This window comes from Pseudomonas sp. FP2294 (genome assembly GCF_030687625.1).
GTDB classification, from domain to species: domain Bacteria; phylum Pseudomonadota; class Gammaproteobacteria; order Pseudomonadales; family Pseudomonadaceae; genus Aquipseudomonas; species Aquipseudomonas shahriarae.
In genome coordinates this window covers 1,949,848-1,968,830 of sequence record NZ_CP117441.1, presented here as the reverse complement: position 1 = coordinate 1,968,830, position 18,983 = coordinate 1,949,848, and the positions used below count along the sequence as shown (strand labels likewise).

18 protein-coding genes are annotated in these 18,983 nt (G+C 59.6%); 12 read left to right on the top strand and 6 right to left on the bottom strand.

Translation table 11 applies throughout. The annotated features are described in order from the left end of the window. Positions 1–285 precede the first annotated feature (285 nt). The 8 genes from PSH73_RS08910 (at position 286) to PSH73_RS08875 (ending at position 9,250) form a co-directional block, all read left to right on the top strand. On the top strand, positions 286–600 hold the full coding sequence (locus PSH73_RS08910; RefSeq protein ID WP_057439163.1) for a YqjD family protein: 315 nt from the start codon (positions 286–288) through the stop codon (positions 598–600). Between the two features lie 2 nt (positions 601–602). Next, entirely contained in the window at positions 603–989 is a 387-nt protein-coding gene (locus tag PSH73_RS08905; protein ID WP_057439164.1) for a phage holin family protein, read from the top strand. After that, the gene (locus PSH73_RS08900; protein ID WP_057958948.1) at positions 986–1,327 is read left to right on the top strand and encodes a hypothetical protein; all 342 of its coding nucleotides are present in this window, start codon (positions 986–988) and stop codon (positions 1,325–1,327) included. Before PSH73_RS08905 ends, PSH73_RS08900 begins: the two co-directional genes overlap by 4 nt. Before the next feature lie 93 nt (positions 1,328–1,420). Beyond that, positions 1,421–2,584, top strand: coding sequence for an EAL domain-containing protein (locus PSH73_RS08895; protein WP_120732405.1), 1,164 nt, complete (start codon positions 1,421–1,423; stop codon positions 2,582–2,584). Positions 2,585–2,656: 72 nt separating this feature from the next. Further along, the gene (locus PSH73_RS08890) at positions 2,657–3,988 is read left to right on the top strand and encodes a deoxyguanosinetriphosphate triphosphohydrolase (RefSeq protein WP_057439167.1); all 1,332 of its coding nucleotides are present in this window, start codon (positions 2,657–2,659) and stop codon (positions 3,986–3,988) included. A 247-nt stretch (positions 3,989–4,235) separates the two neighbouring features. Next, complete coding sequence (locus PSH73_RS08885; RefSeq protein ID WP_057958946.1) at positions 4,236–4,637, top strand: response regulator; 402 nt, start codon at positions 4,236–4,238, stop codon at positions 4,635–4,637. Positions 4,638–4,988: 351 nt separating this feature from the next. Next, positions 4,989–5,615 (top strand): response regulator transcription factor, encoded by a 627-nt coding sequence (locus PSH73_RS08880; protein WP_057439169.1) that lies wholly within the window; start codon positions 4,989–4,991, stop codon positions 5,613–5,615. An 8-nt stretch (positions 5,616–5,623) separates the two neighbouring features. Then, a complete protein-coding gene (locus tag PSH73_RS08875) occupies positions 5,624–9,250 on the top strand; it encodes a transporter substrate-binding domain-containing protein (RefSeq protein WP_305462261.1) in 3,627 nt (1,208 codons plus the stop codon). 128 nt (positions 9,251–9,378) lie between these two features. Here PSH73_RS08875 and PSH73_RS08870 read toward each other — a convergent pair whose 3' ends face one another. After that, the gene (locus PSH73_RS08870) at positions 9,379–9,861 is read right to left on the bottom strand and encodes a GAF domain-containing protein (RefSeq protein WP_057958944.1); all 483 of its coding nucleotides are present in this window, start codon (positions 9,859–9,861) and stop codon (positions 9,379–9,381) included. Continuing rightward, positions 9,858–10,748 carry an ATP-binding protein gene (locus PSH73_RS08865; RefSeq protein ID WP_029298058.1) on the bottom strand — a complete coding sequence of 297 codons (891 nt, stop codon included), beginning with the start codon at positions 10,746–10,748 and terminating at the stop codon, positions 9,858–9,860. The genes PSH73_RS08870 and PSH73_RS08865 overlap by 4 nt, the downstream gene beginning before the upstream one ends. Positions 10,749–10,914: 166 nt before the next feature. Between PSH73_RS08865 and PSH73_RS08860 the strand changes: the two genes are divergently transcribed. Continuing rightward, entirely contained in the window at positions 10,915–13,239 is a 2,325-nt protein-coding gene (locus PSH73_RS08860; protein WP_057958943.1) for a response regulator, read from the top strand. Here PSH73_RS08860 and PSH73_RS08855 read toward each other — a convergent pair. The 3 genes from PSH73_RS08855 to msrB all read right to left on the bottom strand — a co-directional run bounded on the left by PSH73_RS08855 (position 13,223) and on the right by msrB (position 14,709). Continuing rightward, entirely contained in the window at positions 13,223–13,684 is a 462-nt protein-coding gene (locus PSH73_RS08855) for a MarR family winged helix-turn-helix transcriptional regulator (RefSeq protein WP_057958942.1), read from the bottom strand. The genes PSH73_RS08860 and PSH73_RS08855 overlap by 17 nt on opposite strands. Beyond that, positions 13,681–14,166 (bottom strand): glutathione peroxidase, encoded by a 486-nt coding sequence (locus PSH73_RS08850; RefSeq protein ID WP_057958941.1) that lies wholly within the window; start codon positions 14,164–14,166, stop codon positions 13,681–13,683. Before PSH73_RS08850 ends, PSH73_RS08855 begins: the two co-directional genes overlap by 4 nt. A gap of 150 nt (positions 14,167–14,316) precedes the next feature. Next, positions 14,317–14,709, bottom strand: a complete 393-nt coding sequence (gene msrB / locus PSH73_RS08845; RefSeq protein ID WP_057958940.1) for a peptide-methionine (R)-S-oxide reductase MsrB — start codon at positions 14,707–14,709, stop codon at positions 14,317–14,319. 203 nt (positions 14,710–14,912) lie between these two features. Between msrB and PSH73_RS08840 the strand changes: the two genes are divergently transcribed. Together PSH73_RS08840 and htpX are read left to right on the top strand one after the other, a co-directional pair. Further along, positions 14,913–16,124 (top strand): pyridoxal phosphate-dependent aminotransferase, encoded by a 1,212-nt coding sequence (locus PSH73_RS08840; RefSeq protein ID WP_029298044.1) that lies wholly within the window; start codon positions 14,913–14,915, stop codon positions 16,122–16,124. Between the two features lie 304 nt (positions 16,125–16,428). Beyond that, on the top strand, positions 16,429–17,316 hold the full coding sequence (htpX, locus tag PSH73_RS08835; protein ID WP_029298042.1) for a protease HtpX: 888 nt from the start codon (positions 16,429–16,431) through the stop codon (positions 17,314–17,316). Positions 17,317–17,373: 57 nt separating this feature from the next. On the opposite strand, the gene PSH73_RS08830 is transcribed toward htpX, so the two are convergent. Beyond that, complete coding sequence (locus tag PSH73_RS08830; RefSeq protein WP_305462259.1) at positions 17,374–18,030, bottom strand: thiopurine S-methyltransferase; 657 nt, start codon at positions 18,028–18,030, stop codon at positions 17,374–17,376. Positions 18,031–18,133: 103 nt separating this feature from the next. Here PSH73_RS08830 and PSH73_RS08825 point away from each other — a divergent pair, with 103 nt between their 5' ends. Then, on the top strand, positions 18,134–18,901 hold the full coding sequence (locus tag PSH73_RS08825; RefSeq protein ID WP_057958938.1) for a class III extradiol ring-cleavage dioxygenase: 768 nt from the start codon (positions 18,134–18,136) through the stop codon (positions 18,899–18,901). The last annotated feature ends 82 nt before the right edge of the window (positions 18,902–18,983 follow it).

Sequence of the window (18,983 nt, the reverse complement as noted above, 5' to 3'; positions counted from 1 at the left end):
TTGGCACTGCGCGTTCTACCCTTCTTCAGAGGGAATGAACCGCTTTGGCGCGACGACAATCGAATAAGGCAGTGACTTGCGGGTTTTTCCACGGGTTTTAGGGATTTAGGGTAAGGTTTTTCAAGGCGTTGGCCGAAACCGCCCACAATGCGCGCAAGCCTTGCGGCTGGCGCACCAAGGCAAAGCAAAAGCTGTACCAGACAATTGCAGTGAACCTTCACCAATACCGGTGACTCTCAAGCAAAACCCTGTAAAAGCACCAGACAGCCACTCACGGAGATAACCATGGCCAGAAAATCGGCAAAGACTGCTCAAGAAATATTGATGGAAGATTTCCAGACCCTGGTCAGCGATACCGAAAAGCTGCTGGACGACACCGCGATTCTGGCCGGTGACCAGGCTGACGAGCTGCGCTCGAAGATCCATGACAGCCTGCTGCAGGCCCGGGAAACACTGAAGTTGACTGAGGACTCCCTGCGCGAACGCGGCAAGGCAGCAGTCACCGCCACCGAGGACTACGTGCAGGCCAACCCTTGGCAATCCGTTGGCATCGCTGCCGGCGTGGGCTTCCTGATCGGTCTGCTGGCTACAAGGCGCTAATCATGTCTATCGGCGAAACCGGCTCGTCCGCGGGCCCAAGCTCCACATCGCGGCGCCTCGGCGCGGCTGTCCTGGGCTTGCTGCACAGCCATGTCGAGCTGTTCGGCATCGAGTTGCAGGAACAGAAAGCACGCACCGTCAGCCTGTTGCTGTTTGCCGGGCTGGCACTGGTGTTCGCCCTGTTGCTGCTGGTGGGGTTATCGGCGCTGGTCATGATCCTGGTCTGGGATACCTACCGCCTGACCGGGATCATCAGCCTTTGCGTATTTTACGTTCTGGCCGCAGGGTTCTGCGGGTTGCGCTTGAAGGCGGCGGTATTCGATGAATCCACGCCTTTCCACGCCACACTCGAAGAGTTGGCCAACGATCGGGAGCGCCTGCTGCCATGAGCCTGACTGAATTGCCGCACACCAACTCCCGGCGAGAAATGCGCAAGGCCTTGATCCGCCTGCGCATGGAAATGCACCGCCAGGAAATTCGCCACGAGTCCCAGCAATTGCTGCTGCCCTTGCAAAAGGTGCGCAACATGGGCCAAAGCTGGCAGGACGGGTTTGGTATCAAGCATGCGCCGCTGTGGGGCGTCGCCGCTGTGACCCTGCTGGGATTCTTCACCGGCAAAGGCGCCAAGGGTGGCGGCATCGGCACCATGACCCGTCTGGTACGGCTCGGTGCGGGCCTGATCCCGTTGATCAAGCTCGCCATGCAGGGTGCGTCCCGCAAGTCCTGACGTAACTGGCTGCATTCTTGCAAACGGATCTGGCCCGGCGCCCTCTCTGCAGGGGCCGGGCCTTTTTCATGCCGAAGCACCTAAGGAGGCTCTGTGATTGACGGGCAACCGCTCGCCTGTTTTCAACCGTTTATCGACACCGCCACCGGACGCATCGCCGGGGTGGAAGCGCTGGGCCGCCTGCTCCAGGCAGATGGGCAACTGCTCTCGGTAGGCCCACTGTTCGCCGATGCACGCACGCCCACCTCGGCGTTACGCCGCCTGGACCGCAAGATCCGCGACAATGCCCTGAGCCGCCTGCATGAAGCACCTGAAGACTGGTTTCTGAGCCTCAATATCTCGCCCCGCTGGATCACGTTGCTGCGACCCGGACAAGCCCTGCCCAGCCTGAAGCAGTTGCAGGCCCATGACGTCGATCCAAAACGCATCGTGTTTGAGATCACCGAGCTGGGAGGCGACAGCCAGCGCCTGGCCGAAGTCGTCGCCCGCTATCGTGAAGCGGGCGCACGGATTGCCATTGATGATTTCGGCGCCGGGTATTCGCAACTGGATCGGGTCCTGGCCCTGCGCCCGGATATCCTCAAGCTGGATATGCGCCTGTTCCAGGCCGCGGCACTGGGTGGCCCGAGCGGCGAGGTGGTGCGCGCCCTGGCGCAAATGGCGGAAAAAACCGGATGCTGGATCATCGCCGAAGGCGTGGAAACCGAAGCGCAACTGAGCTTTGCCCTTGAGTGTGGCGCACGTTATGTCCAGGGCTATCTGTTTGCCCAGGCGCAACGGGACTGGTTCGCCGCCGATGCCTTCGTCCCGCGCTTTGCCGTGCTGCGCCAGGCTTATGTGCAGCAGAAACTGATGGAGCGCGGACGGATCATGCAATTGCGCCAGCAATTGATCGAACTGATGCAGATCCTGCAAGGCTGGGCCCTGGCCCAGGCTCCCCTGAGCCAACTGCCATGGCTGCCGGGTTTTCCCCGGTTACTGCGGTTTTATCAGTGCGATAGCCACGGCACCCAACTGACCCCCAACTTCGAATGGCGCCAGGATGCCTGGCAAGCCGACAGCCGCTACCTGGGCCACAACTGGTCATGGCGCCCCTACTTCTATCATCTGCTGGCCGAAGGCTGGGAAGAGCGGCGCCTGATTCTCTCCAACACCTACCGTGATGCCACGACCAATCAACACTGCCTGACAGCAGGACAATTCTTCAGTAACGGTCAGCGCTTGCTGTTAATCGATATTGACGCCGCCGGACTGTAGTTTTTCGCTTGCTCCGGGCGCGCCGAACCGGGAAGCTGAGGGCCGACATTCATCCTATGGAGAGCCCTCGCCTTGGATTGGCCTACCCTGCTTACCCGCGAACGCCTTGGAAAACCCCTGCACAGTCCGGAAGAACTGGGCCGCAGCCCGTTTCACAAAGACCATGACCGGATTATCTTCTCCGGGGCCTTTCGCCGCCTGGGCCGCAAGACGCAGGTTCACCCGGTGACCAGCAACGATCATATCCATACCCGGCTGACCCACTCGCTGGAAGTCAGTTGTGTGGGGCGTTCCCTGGGCATGCGCGTCGGCGAGACCATTCGCAGCGCCCTACCCGACTGGTGCGACCCCAGCGACCTGGGGATGATCGTGCAGTCGGCCTGCCTGGCCCACGACATCGGCAACCCACCGTTCGGTCATTCCGGCGAAGATGCCATTCGCCATTGGTTCCAGCAGGCAGCCGGCCGTGGCTGGCTGGATGACATGAGCAGCGCCGAACGCAATGACTTCCTCAATTTCGAAGGCAACGCGCAAGGCTTCCGCGTGCTGACACAGCTGGAATACCACCAGTTCGACGGCGGCACGCGCCTGACCTACGCCACCCTGGGCACCTACCTGAAGTACCCATGGACCGCCCGCCACGCCGACTCCCTGGGCTACAAGAAACATAAGTTCGGCTGCTATCAGAGCGAGCTGCCGATCCTTGAACAGATCGCCCAGAAGCTCGGCCTGCCACAACTCGAGGAACAGCGCTGGGCGCGCCACCCATTGGTCTATCTGATGGAGGCGGCCGACGACATCTGCTACGCCCTGATCGACCTGGAAGATGGCCTGGAAATGGAGTTGCTGGAATACGCCGAGGTCGAGTCGTTGCTGTTGAACCTGGTCGGTGATGACCTGCCGGAAACCTATCGGCAACTGGGGCCCGAGGATTCCAGGCGACGCAAACTCGCGATCCTGCGGGGCAAGGCGATCGAGCACCTGACCAACGCCGCCGCGCGGGCGTTCGTCGAACAACAGCCTGCGCTGCTGGCCGGGACCCTGCAAGGCGACCTGGTGGAACACATGCACGGCCCGGCCAAGCGCTGCGTACTGAATGCCAAGGACATGGCCCGCAAGAAGATCTTCCAGGACAAGCGCAAAACCCTGCATGAGATCGGCGCCTACACCACCCTGGAAATCCTCCTGAACACTTTCTGCGGCGCGGCCCTGGAGCAACATGGCGGCCGTACGCCATCCTTCAAGAATCGACGCGTCCTGGATCTGCTCGGCAACAGCGCCCCCCATCCTGACTGGCCACTGCATCGTTCATTCCTGCGCATGATCGACTTCATCGCCGGCATGACCGATAGCTACGCCAGCGAGATGGCCCGGGAGATGACCGGCCACTCAAACCCTCAATGACCCACACCCCGGGCAGGTTTTCCTGCCTGGGTGCTTGCCTCAAAGAATCCACCTACGCAGGCACCAGAGCAGCCTGATCGAATTCACCCCAACACCCGATGAATAATCACCCCTCTCTTATCCGCTCCAACGATCAGCTCCTACACTCACGCAAACCCACGATAGCCCAGCGCCTGACTCACCGAGCAAACAGACACAGGCATCGGCCGACGTGTTTCCGGCTGCTGCTACTTCCACGGAAACTCCTATGCCCGAACGAAAATTGCGCATCCTGTTGGTGGAAGATCACCCTTTTCAACTCCTGGCCATTCAGTGCCTGCTCAAGAGTTTCGGCTTCCACCAACTGACCCCTGCCGAGAGTGCGGAGCAGGCGATCAAGTTGATGAGAACAACCGAGGCCCCCTTCGATATCATGTTATGCGATCAATGCCTGCCGGACCTCACCGGGTTGGAGCTGGTGGAGATAGCCTGCCATACGGGCTTTGTCAAAAGTGCTGTATTGCTAAGTGGACTGCCTGCCCTCGAACTGGAATGTTTGAAAACCCTGGCAATACAACGTGACTTGCGCCTGCTTGGATATTTGGCTAAGCCCTTGAATAAAGAAGCCTGGATCGAATTGATCAGCCAGTCGGGACTTGCCGATGATTAAAGAGTGCGACCTTGCACTTGCCCAGCAACCATCTGACCAAACTGCTCCCCCACTACATCAATACACCGAGCCTGGCCAAAGTAATTTTCAAATTTTGGCGTAGGACATTAAACACTCTTGAAACTGAAACATTACCTTAATTAAAGCGGCAAATAACACCGCACAACTTTCCAATCCTTCACCTAAGAAACTCTTACAACACGACCAATAAAGCCTTAGTGTGTCGTAGTCCAATACCTTTTTGGCCGTAGGAATTTTCCTGTTTTATATCTACTCAGCCTTCCCTTCATGCTCCTGCCCTACCTTCTGAGCTAATGTGCGCGCTTATTTGCACTAGTATGGAATTGGCTCATGAATACAGTTTTTATTATTGACGACCACCCGGTCATTCGACTTGCAATCCGAATGTTGCTGGAACATGAAGGTTACAAAGTAGTCGGCGAAACAGATAACGGTTGTGATGCAATACAAATGGTCCGCGAATGCCTCCCAGACCTCATAATTCTTGACATCAGTATTCCAAAACTCGACGGACTGGAGGTTCTCTGCAGGTTCAATGCAATGAGCACGCCAATGAAAACCCTGATCTTGACGGCCCAATCGCCGACACTTTTTGCGACACGCTGCATGCGTTCCGGTGCTGATGGCTATGTTTGCAAAGAAGGCGACCTAAGTGAACTGCTAAGTGCTGTCAGAGCTGTACTTTCAGGTTACAACTATTTCCCAAGCCAGGCATTAAACAGCACCGGCACCGATGTGGGCGAAAACGAAGAATTGAATCTTTTCAAAGCCGTTAATGATCGGGAACTTATGGTCCTACAACTTTTCGCGCAAGGCCGTACAAACAAGGAAATTGCCAAAGGCATGTTCCTCAGCAACAAAACTGTTAGCACTTATAAAAAACGACTTATGCAAAAACTTAAGGCCAAGTCCTTGGTAGAACTTATCGAGATGGCAAAACGCAACGCGTTAGTGTGAGAAACAGGATGCCAAGGCGTTTAAAGGACTATCTAATCATTTTGAGTACCGGGCTGTGCTTGAGTACAGCCGTGCCAGCCACTCAAACCGCTCCAGAACGCTACGCACTGCTGAGTCGTGCCGGCATCGTTCAGTTGGACACTCAACTGACCCCCACGCAGCGCCATTGGCTACAAAACAAACGGGAACTGCTGCTGGGAGCCTCGACACCCGACTACCCACCTTTCGACATCACCGCCAGCGGTCGTGACTATGAAGGTATTACTGCCGATTACGCGGGCATCCTCGCCAAAGCCCTGGCATTGCCCGTCTCGGTGGTGCGCTACCCCTCGCGGGAGGCGGCAATCCAGGCACTGGAAGAGGGGAAAATCGACCTGCTGGGCAGCGCCAACGGATTTGAAGCGAGCAACACCGACATCGTCCTGTCAACACCCTATGCGGTCGACCAGCCGGTACTGGTCACCCGTGACACAGAAACCCGCCCGCTCGATGACGGGCTGGCGGGCCTGCGCTTGAGCCTTGTCTACCACTACCTGCCCTTGAAAGAAGTCGAAGCGCTGTACCCCAATGCGATCATCCAGATCTATCCGTCCTATTTGAATGCGCTGAATGCCGTGGCCTTTGACCAGGCCGATGTGTTTCTCGGCGATACCATTTCCACCCATTACATGATCAACAAGGGCTACCTGAAGAACATCCGCATGGCCAATTTCGGCAAGCACGAAGCGTACGGCTTCAGTTTTGCCGTGCACCGCGACCAGCAGACCCTGCTGGGCATCATCAATACGGTCCTCGCCGGTGTCGGGACCTACGAGCGGGAGAACATCGCCAAACGCTGGAGTGCAGGCAGCGATATCCTGCTGACCGACCATAAGTTGCAGTTGAGCCAGCGTGAAGAGCGCTGGCTCATGGATCACCCAGTGGTGAAAGTGGTCATCAACGAAACCTTCGCGCCACTGACATTCGCCGACTCAGATGGTCAACTGCGGGGCATGACCGCCGACCTGCTGGAGTTGATCCGGCTACGTACGGGCTTGCGCCTGGAGTTCCTGAACACCCGCAACGTCAAACAGATGATCGAGCAGGTGGAAAACGGCAATGCCGACATCATTGCCGCCATCAGCCCCAGCCGCGAACGCGAAACCAAGCTCAATTTCAGCCGCCCGTACCTGCAGAACTCCTATGTCCTGCTGACACGCAAGGAACCTGGGGCACCCTCAAGCCTTGAGCAAATGGCGGGGAAAAAACTGGCAATCACCGAAGGCAACCCCCTGGTGGGCTACCTGCGCCGCGAGTTTGCACAGATCACCCTGGTGGAGGCCAGCGACACCTTCAAGGCCTCGGAAATGCTGGCCCAGGGGCAAGTGGATGGGGCCGTCAACTCGTTGGTGGTTGCCAACTACTTCCTCTCATCCCACTTCTTCCAGGGTCGGTTGCAGGTCAGTTCGAGTATCGGCACGCAACTGGCTTCTTTTTCCCTGGCGACGTCACGCAGCGCCACCGAACTGGCCTCCATTCTCGACAAGGCCCTGCTCAGCATCGCGCCGGACGAACTTGGGGTCATCAACAACCGCTGGCGTGGCTACACGGCCGCCTCCGACAGCTATTGGCGCAACTACCACCGTCTGATTATCCAGATCGTCAGCGCCGCCGGGCTGCTGCTGCTTACATCCCTGGCCTGGAACGGCTACATGCGCCGACAGATCAAGCAGCGGCAGATGGCGGAAAGGGCCCTGAGCGATCAATACGAATTCATGCGCGCCCTGGTCAATGAGACCCCTCACCCGATCTACGTGCGTGATCGCAATGGTTTGCTACAGACCTGCAATGACAGTTACTTGCAGGTCTTCGGCGTCAAGCGCGAGGACGTCATCGGCAAGAGTGTCATGCAGATCAACCTGGAAAACGAAGCACAAGCCAGTCAGTACCATGCCGACTATCTGCGGGTAGTCGCCGAAGGCAAGCCGCTGATCCTGGATCGCGCCCTGCATATTCATGGGCAGCACCTGACGATCTATCACTGGATCCTGCCGTACCGCGATTCGGTCGGTAAGGTCCAGGGCATCATCGGCGGCTGGATTGATATCAGCGAACGCCGCCAATTGTTCGATGACCTGCGCAGCGCCAAGGACCGTGCCGATGAGGCCAATCGCGCGAAAAGCACATTCCTGGCGACCATGAGTCATGAGATCCGCACCCCCATGAACGCGGTGATCGGCATGCTGGAGTTGACTCTCAAGCGTGCCGATCATGGGCATCTGGATCGTCCGGCCATCGAGGTGGCCTACAACTCGGCCAAGGATTTGCTGGAGTTGATTGGCGACATCCTCGACATCGCACGCATCGAGTCGGGTCGCCTGAGCCTGGCGCCGGAACGCGTCAACCTGCGGGAACTGATCGAGTCGGTGGTGCGTGTGTTCGATGGGCTGGCACGCCAGAAGAGTCTCAATTTGCTACTGGAGTTCAATCCCGGCGTTGAAGAACGTGATGTGCAGATCGACCCCCTGCGCTTCAAACAGGTCCTGTCGAACCTGGTGAGCAATGCCATCAAGTTCACCGAGCAGGGCGAAGTGAAGATCAGGGTGGATATCCAGGCCACCGGCGAGCCACAGCAAATCGAGATGAAACTGTTGGTCGAGGACACCGGCATCGGGATCAGCCGAGACGATCAGCAGCGCCTGTTCGAACCGTTTTCCCAGGCCGACAATTCCGGGCACCTGGCCAGGAGCGGCGCAGGTCTTGGGCTGGTCATCTGTCGTAGCCTATGCGAAATGATGGGAGGGCAACTGACCCTGAGCAGCGTGCCCAGGGTCGGCACCCAGGTGTTTGTCTCGCTGCAGATGACCAGCCTGCCACCTGCCTACCCGCTGATCGAGCTCAAGCCTGCGACCCAGGATGCTGCGGCGGTGCTCAATGTGCTGGTGGTGGACGACCATCCGGCCAACCGCCTGCTCATGTGTCAGCAACTGGGTTTCCTCGGGCACCGGTTCACTGCAGTCCAGCATGGCGCGGCGGGGTTCCAGGCCTGGCGCCAGGAGCACTTCGACCTGATCATTGCCGACTGCAATATGCCGATCATGAACGGCTATGAACTGGCACGGTCGATCCGCGAACATGAACAACGGGAGGACATCACGCCCTGCATCATCCTGGGCTTTACCGCCAATGCTCAGCCGGAGGAAAAACAGCGCTGCCGGGATGCAGGCATGAACGACTGCCTGTTCAAACCCATCAGCCTTACCACACTGGAGCGCCATCTGGCCGAGATCACCCCACTGTCGCCAGGGCGGATCTTTGACCTCGATAGCCTGAACACCCTCACCGGTGGTGATCCACTGTTAAGCCAGCGTCTGTTGGAAGAATTGTTGAGCAGCAGCCGGCGTGATCGCGAGGAACTCATGGCAATGCTCGGACAAGGCACGCCTCAGGACCTGATCGACCAGGCCCACAAGATCAAGGGCGCTGCCAGGATCGTCCAGGCCCGCACACTGGCCAAGCAATGTGAGGTGCTGGAACAGGCAGGTGAGGCAGCCGACCCGGTGCAGGTCGAGATTTGGATCAAAGCCATAGAACAAGCCATGCTCGACCTTGAGCACGTGCTGCAAGAGCAGTTGGACAATATGGCGCCATTGTAGGGGCGGGCTTGTCGGGTCGCCGCATCGCGGCGATGGTCGTTAACGTAGACGTGGGGCCCCGCCCCCACTGTTCTACCCGACGCCATCGCAGGCAAGCCAGCTCCCACAAGGAATGCAACTGCGCTCACTCAGCAGTCAGTCAACCGCAGGAAGATTGCCGCCAGTTGCTCAATCCCCATCTGATCCTCAAGCCTGAAACGCGCCAGTTTCGGGCTATCCAGATCCAGCACCCCAATCAACCGCCCATCCTTGATCAATGGCACCACCAGCTCACTGTTGGAAGCACTGTCGCAAGCAATATGCCCGGCAAAGGCATGCACATCTTCCACCCGCTGGGTTTGCCGTGAAGCCGCCGCCGCACCACACACCCCTCGACCAAACGGGATCCGCACACAGGCGATCTGCCCCTGGAAAGGCCCCAGCACCAGTTCCTCATCACGATTGAGATAGAAGCCCGCCCAGTTCAAGTCATCGAGTTGGTTGAACAGGAACGCCGAAAACTGCGCCGCGTTGGCGATAAAGTCGCGCTCATCGGCCAGCAGCGATTCCAGCTGCGCACAGAGCATGGCGTACCCATCAAGGCCGCTGCCCGACTGTTGCAAATCAATCATGGCTGACGCTCCAGCAATTTAAGCCCCACCCAGTAGCGGGCGAACTGGTAGGCGCAACGACCGTTGCGATTGCCACGGCCGGTGGCCCAGCGCACCGCAAGGATGTCGAGTGCTTCATCGCGCTGCCACTGCAAACCCGCTTTGTTGGCCAACTCGCCGATCCAGTGCTCCACCACGTCCAGGAAGTGCTCCTGGGTGAAAGGATAGAACGACAGCCACAAACCAAAACGGTCGGACAAGGCGATCTTGTCTTCCACCGCTTCACTGGGGTGCAGTTCACCGTCCACGCGTTTCCAATTGTCGTTGTCGCTCTGGTTTTCCGGTACCAGGTGACGACGGTTGGAGGTGGCGTACAGCAGCACGTTTTCCGGGGCCTGCTCCAGCGAACCGTCGAGCACGCTCTTGAGCACACGGTAATCGCCTTCGCCGGCCTCGAACGACAGGTCGTCGCAGAACAGGATAAAACGCTGGGGCAGCTTGAGCAGTTGCTCGACCACCCGCGGCAGGTCGGCCAGGTGGTCACGCTCGATTTCGATCAGGCGCAAGCCGGCTTTGGCATGCTGGGCCAGCAAGGCGCGGACCATGGACGATTTGCCTGTGCCCCGCGAGCCCCAGAGCAACGCATGGTTGGCGGGCAGGCCGTCGAGAAATTGCTGGGTATTGCGGGCCAATTGCTCGCGCTGCTTGTCGACTCCAATCAGGTCGGACAGGCGCATATCCAGGCTGACTTCCAGGGGCAGCAGAAAGCCGCTGCGCCCCTCACGCTGCCAGCGGGCCGCCAGGCAGTGGTTCCAGTCAATCACCGCGCGAGGCGCTGGCAACAGGGGTTCCAGACGAGCAAGCACCGCATCGGCCCGCTCAAGAAAGGCATTCAATCGAGAATCCATGACTATTCCTGTGGCAAGTTCTTGTAAAAGATGGCGTATTGGCAACCCTGACGCAGTTGCCAGACGGCTGCACCTGAAAAAACGATTCATACCGGGCAAGGCCGACGCTGAGGATGTTCAGCTATGCTTGCCGGGCGAAGGGAAACGTAAAGTGGCTCAGCACCCAATGGATATCAAGTTCGCCCACCGCTTGTCTTATAAACAAGCCAGACTGACTGTGCTGGTCGGTTTCGTATTGGGAACCTTGCTCAGCCTGATCCAAATCGGCATTGATTATGCCAGCGAAGACGCGTCCATCAACCGTGAAATACACGCGCTGATTGAAATCAGCCATAACCCTGCCTCACGTATCGCCTACAACATCGACGCCGAACTGGCCCAGGAACTGACCCTGGGCCTGCTGCACTCCCCCGCCATCACGCGGGCTCAGTTGGTCGACAATAATGGCCTGGTGCTGGCTGACGTTGATCGGCCGCGCAAAGAGAGCAGCTACCGCCCCATCAGCGATTTTTTGTTCGGCGCCAACCGCCAGTTCGAAAACCGGTTGTATCTTACCCATATGCCCGGCGAATCCCTCGGCGTATTGCGCCTTGACGTCGATACGTACGCGTTTGGCAGCCGATTCCTACGCCGAGCGGAGATCACCCTGCTCAATGGCTTTGCTCGCAGCCTGATCCTGACCGGCATCCTTCTGGGCCTGTTCTACGTGATGCTGACCCAACCCCTGGTGCGGATCATCCGCGAGCTGAGCACCCGCAGCCCCGGCAATGGGCCCCAGGCTCGCCTGGACTGCCCGTCGGGGCACGAACACGATGAGATCGGTGTGCTGGTCAATGTCGCCAACCAACAGTTCGAGAATATGGAGACCGAAATCCAGCAACGGCGCCACGCCGAGGACCGCCTGACCGAGTACCTCGGCCAACTGGAAGATATTGTTTCGGCGCGTACCACCGAGCTCAAGGCGATCAACCAGCGGCTAAGCCAGTCCAACGAGGAACTGGAAGCGTCGAAAATGACTGCCCTGGGCATGGCCCAGGCGCGTGCGGCCTTCCTCGCCAACATGAGCCATGAAATCCGTACCCCGCTCAACGGCCTGCTCGGCATGATCGCGCTGTCCCTGGACAGCACGCTGAATGCCGAGCAGCGCCAACAATTGTCGATTGCCCATGACTCCGGCAAGGTCCTGGTAGAACTGCTCAACGATATTCTCGACCTGTCCAAGTTCGATGCCGGGCAACTGGAACTGGAGAGCATCCCTTTCGATCTCGGCTCCCTGGTGGAAGACACCGCCAACCTGCTGTCGCAGAACGCCGCCCCCAGCGTCGAATTGACCTGCCTGATCGACCCGCAGTTTCCCGCCCAGGTCGTGGGTGATCCGACCCGGGTGCGGCAGATCGTCAGTAACCTGCTGTCGAATGCCTTGAAGTTCACCCGTTTCGGCCGCGTCGACGTACGCCTCAGTGCACAACCCGATGGCGTGCGCATCGAAGTGTGCGACACCGGCATCGGCATTGCCCAGGAGGCCCAGACGCGGATTTTCAAACCCTTCACCCAAGCGGGCGCCGGCATTACCCGCCAGTTTGGCGGGACTGGCCTGGGGTTGGCGCTGACCCACAACCTTTGCGAGGCCATGCGCGGGCGGCTGACCATCAGCTCGGAAACCGGCTTCGGCAGCCAGTTCTGCGCCGAACTGCCACTGGCCGCCCACACACCGGCGGCGCGGCTGGGGCCGTTGACCGGCGAGGTCGCGGTGATTACCGGGGCCAGCAGTGGCCTGGCAGAACTGCTGCTCAGCCTGCTGCCGCACTGGGGATTGTCCCCACACTGCTACACCATCGACGACGACTTGACCGGCCTGGCGCCGGACATCCTGATCACCGACTGCCCCGAGTGCCTGTTCCGCCTGCGCCCGACCGTCAGCGCACCGATCCTGCTGATTACCGCCTACGGCAACTTCATGCCCAGCGAAGAAGTGGCTGCCCTGGCGCCCCTGCAACAGCAGGCTCGCCCGCTGAGCCGCGCTGCGCTGTATCAGGTCCTGCACCGCACCCTGCGCGCCGACAGCGAAATCGTCCTCGACCTGGCCCAACTGGAAACCGGCCCGGTCGCGCATCGGGCGCGCATCCTTTTGGTGGAGGACAACCCGGTCAATCAACTGGTGGCCAAGGGCATGCTCGGCAAGCTGGGCTGCGAGGTGGTGGTCGCGGCCCATGGCGGCGAGGCACTGAAGCAACTGGAAGAACAGCGCTTCGATATGGTGCTGATGGACTGCAACATGCCGGTGATGGATGGCTACGAGGCGAGCCGGCAGATTCGCCGTAGCGGGCGCTGGCCGGAGCTGCCGATTGTCGCGCTGACCGCCAATGCCCTGGCCGAGGAGCGCGAACGGTGCCGGGCCGCCGGTATGAACGACTACCTGGCCAAACCCTTCCGCCGCGAAGAACTCAACGCCCTGCTCGACCTCTGGGTGCCGACTACGACAAGTCTGTGATCTGCCGGAGCAACTGGTCGAGGCCATGGCGCAAGGCATCCGCCTGGCTCAGGTCCACACCACTGTCACACAACAGGCGGGCCTTCAGCGGCTGGACGCGCTCACGCAGCGCCTGGCCCGCGTCGGCAAGACACAAGTGCACTTCGCGCTCATCCCGGGTACTGCGCCGGCGCGTGATCAACGCCAGCTGTTCGAGGCGCTTGAGCAACGGCGTCAACGTGCCGGAGTCGAGCAACAAGCGCTCTCCCAGCGCCTTGACCGTCGGCTGGGGCGGCGCAACGGCGTGCCACTCCCACAACACCAACATGGCCAGGTATTGCGGATACGTCAGGCCCAACTCGTCGAGCATCGGTTTGTAGGCCCGCGTCACCGCCCGGGAGGCGGCGTACAGCTTGAAGCACAACTGGTCATCCAGGGCCAGGGATACGGCAGGCAAGTCGGTCATTTGAGCAACGCTTCGATCTCTTGGGTCAGTTCCTGAGGTTTGGTGGTCGGGGCAAAACGCTTGACCACCTGACCGTCGCGACCGATCAGGAACTTGGTGAAGTTCCACTTGATGCCCTTGGAGCCCAGCAGACCCGGTGCGCGCTGTTTCAATTGCACAAACAGCGGGTGGGCCTCGCCGCCGTTGACATCGACCTTCTTGAACAACGGGAAACTGACGCCGAAATTCAGCTCGCAAAACTCCGAAATGGCCCCCTCGTCACCCGGTTCCTGCTTGCCGAACTGATTGCACGGAAAGCCCAACACCACCAGGCCCTGGTCCTTGTACTGCTGCCAAAGCTGCTCAAGGCCTTTGTACTGCGGGGTGAAACCGCACTTGCTGGCGGTATTGACCACCAGGATCGCCTTGCCGGCGAAGTCCGCCAGGGTCTTTTGCTCGCCCTTGATGGTGGTGCAGGGGATGGTCAGCAGGTTGTTGCTCATGAGAACGCCTCGGATGCAGAGAAGGTTGTGAAAACATAGCGAGCAATTAAATTGCATGCAATTTAATTGACCAGACTGATAACCCGACATCAGCGTGTGACGAGGGGGGGCTTGCCCCCTCATCACCACAGCCCCTCGCTACAGGGGATTTCAGCGGGGAACCAGGTCCAGGCACACCGAGTTGATGCAGTAACGCAAGCCAGTAGGCGGCGGACCATCCGGGAACACATGCCCCAAGTGCGCATCGCACCTGGCACAGGTCACTTCAGTACGGATCATCCCGTGGCTGACATCGCGAATCTCAATCATCGCGCTATCAGCAATCGGCTGATAAAAACTGGGCCAGCCACAACCGGCATCGAACTTGGTCTTTGAATCGAACAGTGGCTCATTGCAGCAAATGCAGTGATACACACCATCGGTCGTAGTCGCGTTGTAAATGCCGGAAAACGGCCGCTCGGTGCCCTTGAGACGGCACACTTGATACTGCGCCGGGTCGAGCATTTCCCGCCATTCATCCAGGGTCTTATCCAACTTTTCCATCAATCCACCTCGACAACTGAAAAAGCCTGATCTGTGTCTTTTCCATGGATCAGGCGGCACGTATGATTGCGCCTCTTCAAAGCGCCAGTCTGGCACCCGCGTTATCGGCATTCAAACGTATTTATGGGTCAGGCCACACGCAGGATTCCCAGCACGGTAGTCTTCACATCGTCTGGATCGTTCATTTTCGGGATCACATCGCCATGCAGGTCAGCAAATCGAATAAGCTCGCCAACGTCTGCTACGACATTCGCGGCCCAGTGCTCAAGCACGCCAAACGCCTGGAAGAGGAAGGCCATCGCATCCTCAAGCTGAACATTGGCAACCCGGCGCCCTTTGGCTTCGAAGCACCGGACGAAATCCTCCAGGACGTGATCCGCAACCTGCCCACCGCCCAAGGCTATAGCGACTCCAAAGGCTTGTTCAGCGCGCGCAAGGCCGTGATGCAGTACTACCAGCAAAAGCAGGTGGAAGGGGTCGGTATCGAAGATATCTACCTGGGCAACGGCGTCTCCGAGCTGATCGTGATGGCCATGCAAGCCCTGCTCAACAACGGCGACGAAGTGCTGGTGCCGGCGCCTGACTACCCGCTGTGGACGGCGGCCGTGACCCTGGCGGGCGGCCATCCGGTGCATTACCTGTGCGACGAGCAAGCCAACTGGTGGCCGGACCTGGCTGATATCAAGGCCAAGATCACGCCCAATACCAAGGCGCTGGTGATCATCAACCCGAACAACCCGACGGGCGCAGTGTATTCCAAGGAAGTGCTGCTGGGCATGCTGGAACTGGCGCGCCAGCACAACCTGGTGGTGTTCTCCGACGAGATCTACGACAAGATCCTCTACGACGACGCCGTGCACATCTGTACCGCCTCCCTGGCCCCGGACCTGCTGTGCCTGACCTTCAACGGCCTGTCCAAGTCCTACCGGGTGGCGGGTTTCCGTTCCGGCTGGGTGGCCATCTCCGGGCCCAAGCACAATGCCCAGAGCTACATCGAAGGCATCGATATGCTGGCCAATATGCGCCTGTGCGCCAACGTGCCGAGCCAGCACGCGATCCAGACCGCGCTGGGTGGCTACCAGAGCATCAACGACCTGGTACTGCCGGCCGGCCGCCTGCTGGAGCAGCGCAACCGTACCTGGGAACTGCTCAACGACATTCCCGGCGTCAGTTGCGTCAAACCCATGGGCGCCCTGTATGCGTTCCCACGGATTGACCCGAAGGTCTGCCCGATCCACAACGACGAGAAGTTCGTCCTCGACCTGCTGCTGTCGGAAAAGCTGCTGGTGGTCCAGGGCACGGCGTTCAACTGGCCGTGGCCCGACCACTTCCGTGTGGTGACCCTGCCGCGCGTGGATGACCTGGACATGGCCATCGGGCGCATTGGCAACTTCCTGAAGTCCTATCGCCAGTAACCCGGCTTTCGCTGTACGGCCCGCAAAAGGTCGTACAGCGAGTATCTGGCAACACATTCTGTACCCAGACACACCTTCTGCTCCGCCCGCTTCCCCTCTACCCTGTACTTACCCGCAATCGTGGGGCGCAGACGCCAGCCAAGGGCAATTTTCACGGGTCCCAAGCCTCGGAAAATCCCTGCAAGCCTCTACATTCATGCTGTAGGACACAGTTTGAAATAGTCGCCCGGTTGAATAGCCCACTGCCGCACCTTATATACCCCGCAGTACGCGACATATTAAGCATGAGGAGAATTCTACAACCATGATGCGCATCCTGCTGTTCTTGGCCACTAACCTGGCGGTCGTGCTGATTGCCAGCATCACCCTGAGCCTTTTCGGCTTCAACGGGTTCATGGCGGCCAACGGGGTTGATCTGAACCTCAATCAGCTGCTGGTTTTCTGTGCCGTCTTTGGTTTTGCCGGCTCGATCTTCTCGCTGTTCATCTCCAAGTGGATGGCGAAGATGAGCACCAGCACCCAGATCATCACCCAGCCACGCACCCGGCATGAGCAATGGCTGCTGCAGACCGTCGAGCAACTGTCCCGCGAAGCCGGGATCAAGATGCCCGAAGTCGGCATCTTCCCGGCCTACGAGGCCAACGCCTTCGCCACTGGCTGGAACAAGAACGATGCTCTTGTTGCCGTCAGCCAGGGTTTGCTGGAGCGTTTCTCGCCCGACGAAGTGAAGGCCGTGCTGGCCCACGAGATCGGCCACGTCGCCAACGGTGACATGGTCACCCTGGCATTGGTCCAGGGCGTGGTGAACACCTTCGTGATGTTCTTTGCACGGATCATCGGCAACTTTGTCGACAAGGTGATCTTCAAGAACGAAGGCGGCCAGGGTATCGCCTACTACGTGGCGACCATCTTTGCCGAACTGGTACTGGGCTTCCTTGCCAGCTCCATCGTGATGTGGTTCTCGCGCAAACGCGAATTCCGCGCCGACGAAGCCGGCGCGCAACTGGCCGGTACTGCCGCCATGATCGGCGCCCTGCAACGCCTGCGCTCCGAACAGGGCCTGCCGGTGCATATGCCGGACACCCTGAATGCCTTCGGCATCAACGGTGGCGTCAAGCAAGGCCTGGCGCGGATGTTCATGAGCCACCCGCCACTGGAAGAGCGGATCGACGCACTGCGTCGTCGCGGCTGACAGCCAGCGGGTAAAAAAAGGGGCGATTGAATCGCCCCTTTTTTGTGGGCGCGTGATTTACAGCGGCGCCAACCGGTAAACCCGCTCCTCCAGCCGCGTGACACCGCCCTGGGCGAACTTCGGGCTCTCGGCCAGGATATCCCGCTGCTCCAGGACGCTCAGGCGCCAGTGCACTCCCAGCAGCCCACGGACTTCATCGTCGCTCACGGCAAACGGCGGGCCTGCCTTCAGGGCCTGCTCATAGTCCAGGCTGATCAGCAGGCCACTGTCCACCTGCGGCGCAATCGCCTGCAAATGCGCGGCATAACGCTCGCGCATCAACGGCGGCAAGGCGATCAGCGCCGCCCGGTCGTAGAGGGCCGTGCAGCCCGCCACATCTTCGCGGCTCAACTCGAAGAAGTCACCGCACCACAGCTCGATAGCGCCTGCCTGATACACCTTGAAGCTACCCCGTTGGCTGACTTGCGCAACCAGGCGCTGCTCCTGGAAAAACTCTTCAATGGCCTTTTCCGACAGCTCCACCCCCAGGACTCGATGCCCCTGGTTCGCCAGCCAGACCAGATCCAGGCTCTTGCCACATAGCGGCACCAGCACCCCCACCCCGCTGGCCAACCCCAGGCCCGGCCAGTGTCGCTGCAAATAGGGATTGACCTCGGGCAGGTGAAAGCCGATCTGATTACGTGCCCAGCGGTCATGCCAAAAGGTGGAGTTCATGAATAATCCTGAAAATTCGATCAAATAGCGCTAAAACTTATATTAGATTTAGATCAATGATCTGATTGAAGATGGTCCCATCTTAACCTTGAGGACCCCACTCATGCTGCCCAGCCTGTTTATTTCCCACGGCTCGCCCATGCTTGCCCTGCAACCCGGCGCCAGCGGGCCGGCCCTTGCACGCCTGGCGGCGGACTTGCCACGCCCCAAGGCAATCGTGGTGATGTCCGCACACTGGGAAAGCCGTGAACTGCTGGTCAGCGCCAGCCCCGCCCCAGAGACCTGGCACGACTTCGGCGGCTTCCCCCGCGAACTGTTTGCCGTGCAATATCCGGCACCGGGTGATCCGGCACTGGCCCAGCAGATCGTCGAGTTGCTCATCGCCGATGGCTTGCAAGCCCGCCTCGATCACCAGCGCCCGTTCGACCATGGCACCTGGGTGCCGCTGTCGCTGATGTACCCGGCGGCCGACATCCCTGTGGTGCAGGTCTCCCTGCCCAGCCATATGGGCCCCGTCCTGCAAACCCGCATCGGCCAGGCACTGCGCGGCTTGCGCGAACAGGGCGTGCTGTTGATCGGCTCGGGCAGCATCACCCATAACCTCGGCGAACTGGACTGGCAGGCCGGGCCGCAAAGCATCGAGCCCTGGGCACGGGAGTTCCGCGACTGGGTCGTCGACCAACTCGGCGCCGAGGATGAAGCTGCCTTGCACGACTACCGCCGCCAGGCACCCCATGCAGTGCGCAGCCATCCCAGCGATGAGCACTTGTTGCCACTGTATTTCGCGCGCGGTGCGGGCGGGCAGTTCAGTGTGGTCCACCAGGGGTTCACCCTGGGAGCCTTGGGGATGGATATCTATCGTTTTGCTTAACCACGGTTTTTTGTAGGGCCCCGGGGAAACCCAGGCAAAAAAAATCCCCGAACCAGTCGGGGATTTTTTATGTTCGATCAAT

Bases quoted from the DNA above. Each gene is read 5' to 3' on its own strand.
- PSH73_RS08910 (WP_057439163.1), top strand. From the start codon at position 286: ATGGCCAGAAAATCGGCAAAGACTGCTCAAGAAATATTGATGGAAGAT.
- PSH73_RS08905 (WP_057439164.1), top strand. From the start codon at position 603: ATGTCTATCGGCGAAACCGGCTCGTCCGCGGGCCCAAGCTCCACATCG.
- PSH73_RS08900 (WP_057958948.1), top strand. From the start codon at position 986: ATGAGCCTGACTGAATTGCCGCACACCAACTCCCGGCGAGAAATGCGC.
- PSH73_RS08885 (WP_057958946.1), top strand. From the start codon at position 4,236: ATGCCCGAACGAAAATTGCGCATCCTGTTGGTGGAAGATCACCCTTTT.
- PSH73_RS08880 (WP_057439169.1), top strand. From the start codon at position 4,989: ATGAATACAGTTTTTATTATTGACGACCACCCGGTCATTCGACTTGCA.
- PSH73_RS08875 (WP_305462261.1), top strand. From the start codon at position 5,624: ATGCCAAGGCGTTTAAAGGACTATCTAATCATTTTGAGTACCGGGCTG.
- PSH73_RS08870 (WP_057958944.1), bottom strand. From the start codon at position 9,861: ATGATTGATTTGCAACAGTCGGGCAGCGGCCTTGATGGGTACGCCATG.
- PSH73_RS08865 (WP_029298058.1), bottom strand. From the start codon at position 10,748: ATGGATTCTCGATTGAATGCCTTTCTTGAGCGGGCCGATGCGGTGCTT.
- PSH73_RS08860 (WP_057958943.1), top strand. From the start codon at position 10,915: ATGGATATCAAGTTCGCCCACCGCTTGTCTTATAAACAAGCCAGACTG.
- PSH73_RS08855 (WP_057958942.1), bottom strand. From the start codon at position 13,684: ATGACCGACTTGCCTGCCGTATCCCTGGCCCTGGATGACCAGTTGTGC.
- PSH73_RS08850 (WP_057958941.1), bottom strand. From the start codon at position 14,166: ATGAGCAACAACCTGCTGACCATCCCCTGCACCACCATCAAGGGCGAG.
- msrB (WP_057958940.1), bottom strand. From the start codon at position 14,709: ATGGAAAAGTTGGATAAGACCCTGGATGAATGGCGGGAAATGCTCGAC.
- PSH73_RS08840 (WP_029298044.1), top strand. From the start codon at position 14,913: ATGCAGGTCAGCAAATCGAATAAGCTCGCCAACGTCTGCTACGACATT.
- htpX (WP_029298042.1), top strand. From the start codon at position 16,429: ATGATGCGCATCCTGCTGTTCTTGGCCACTAACCTGGCGGTCGTGCTG.
- PSH73_RS08830 (WP_305462259.1), bottom strand. From the start codon at position 18,030: ATGAACTCCACCTTTTGGCATGACCGCTGGGCACGTAATCAGATCGGC.
- PSH73_RS08825 (WP_057958938.1), top strand. From the start codon at position 18,134: ATGCTGCCCAGCCTGTTTATTTCCCACGGCTCGCCCATGCTTGCCCTG.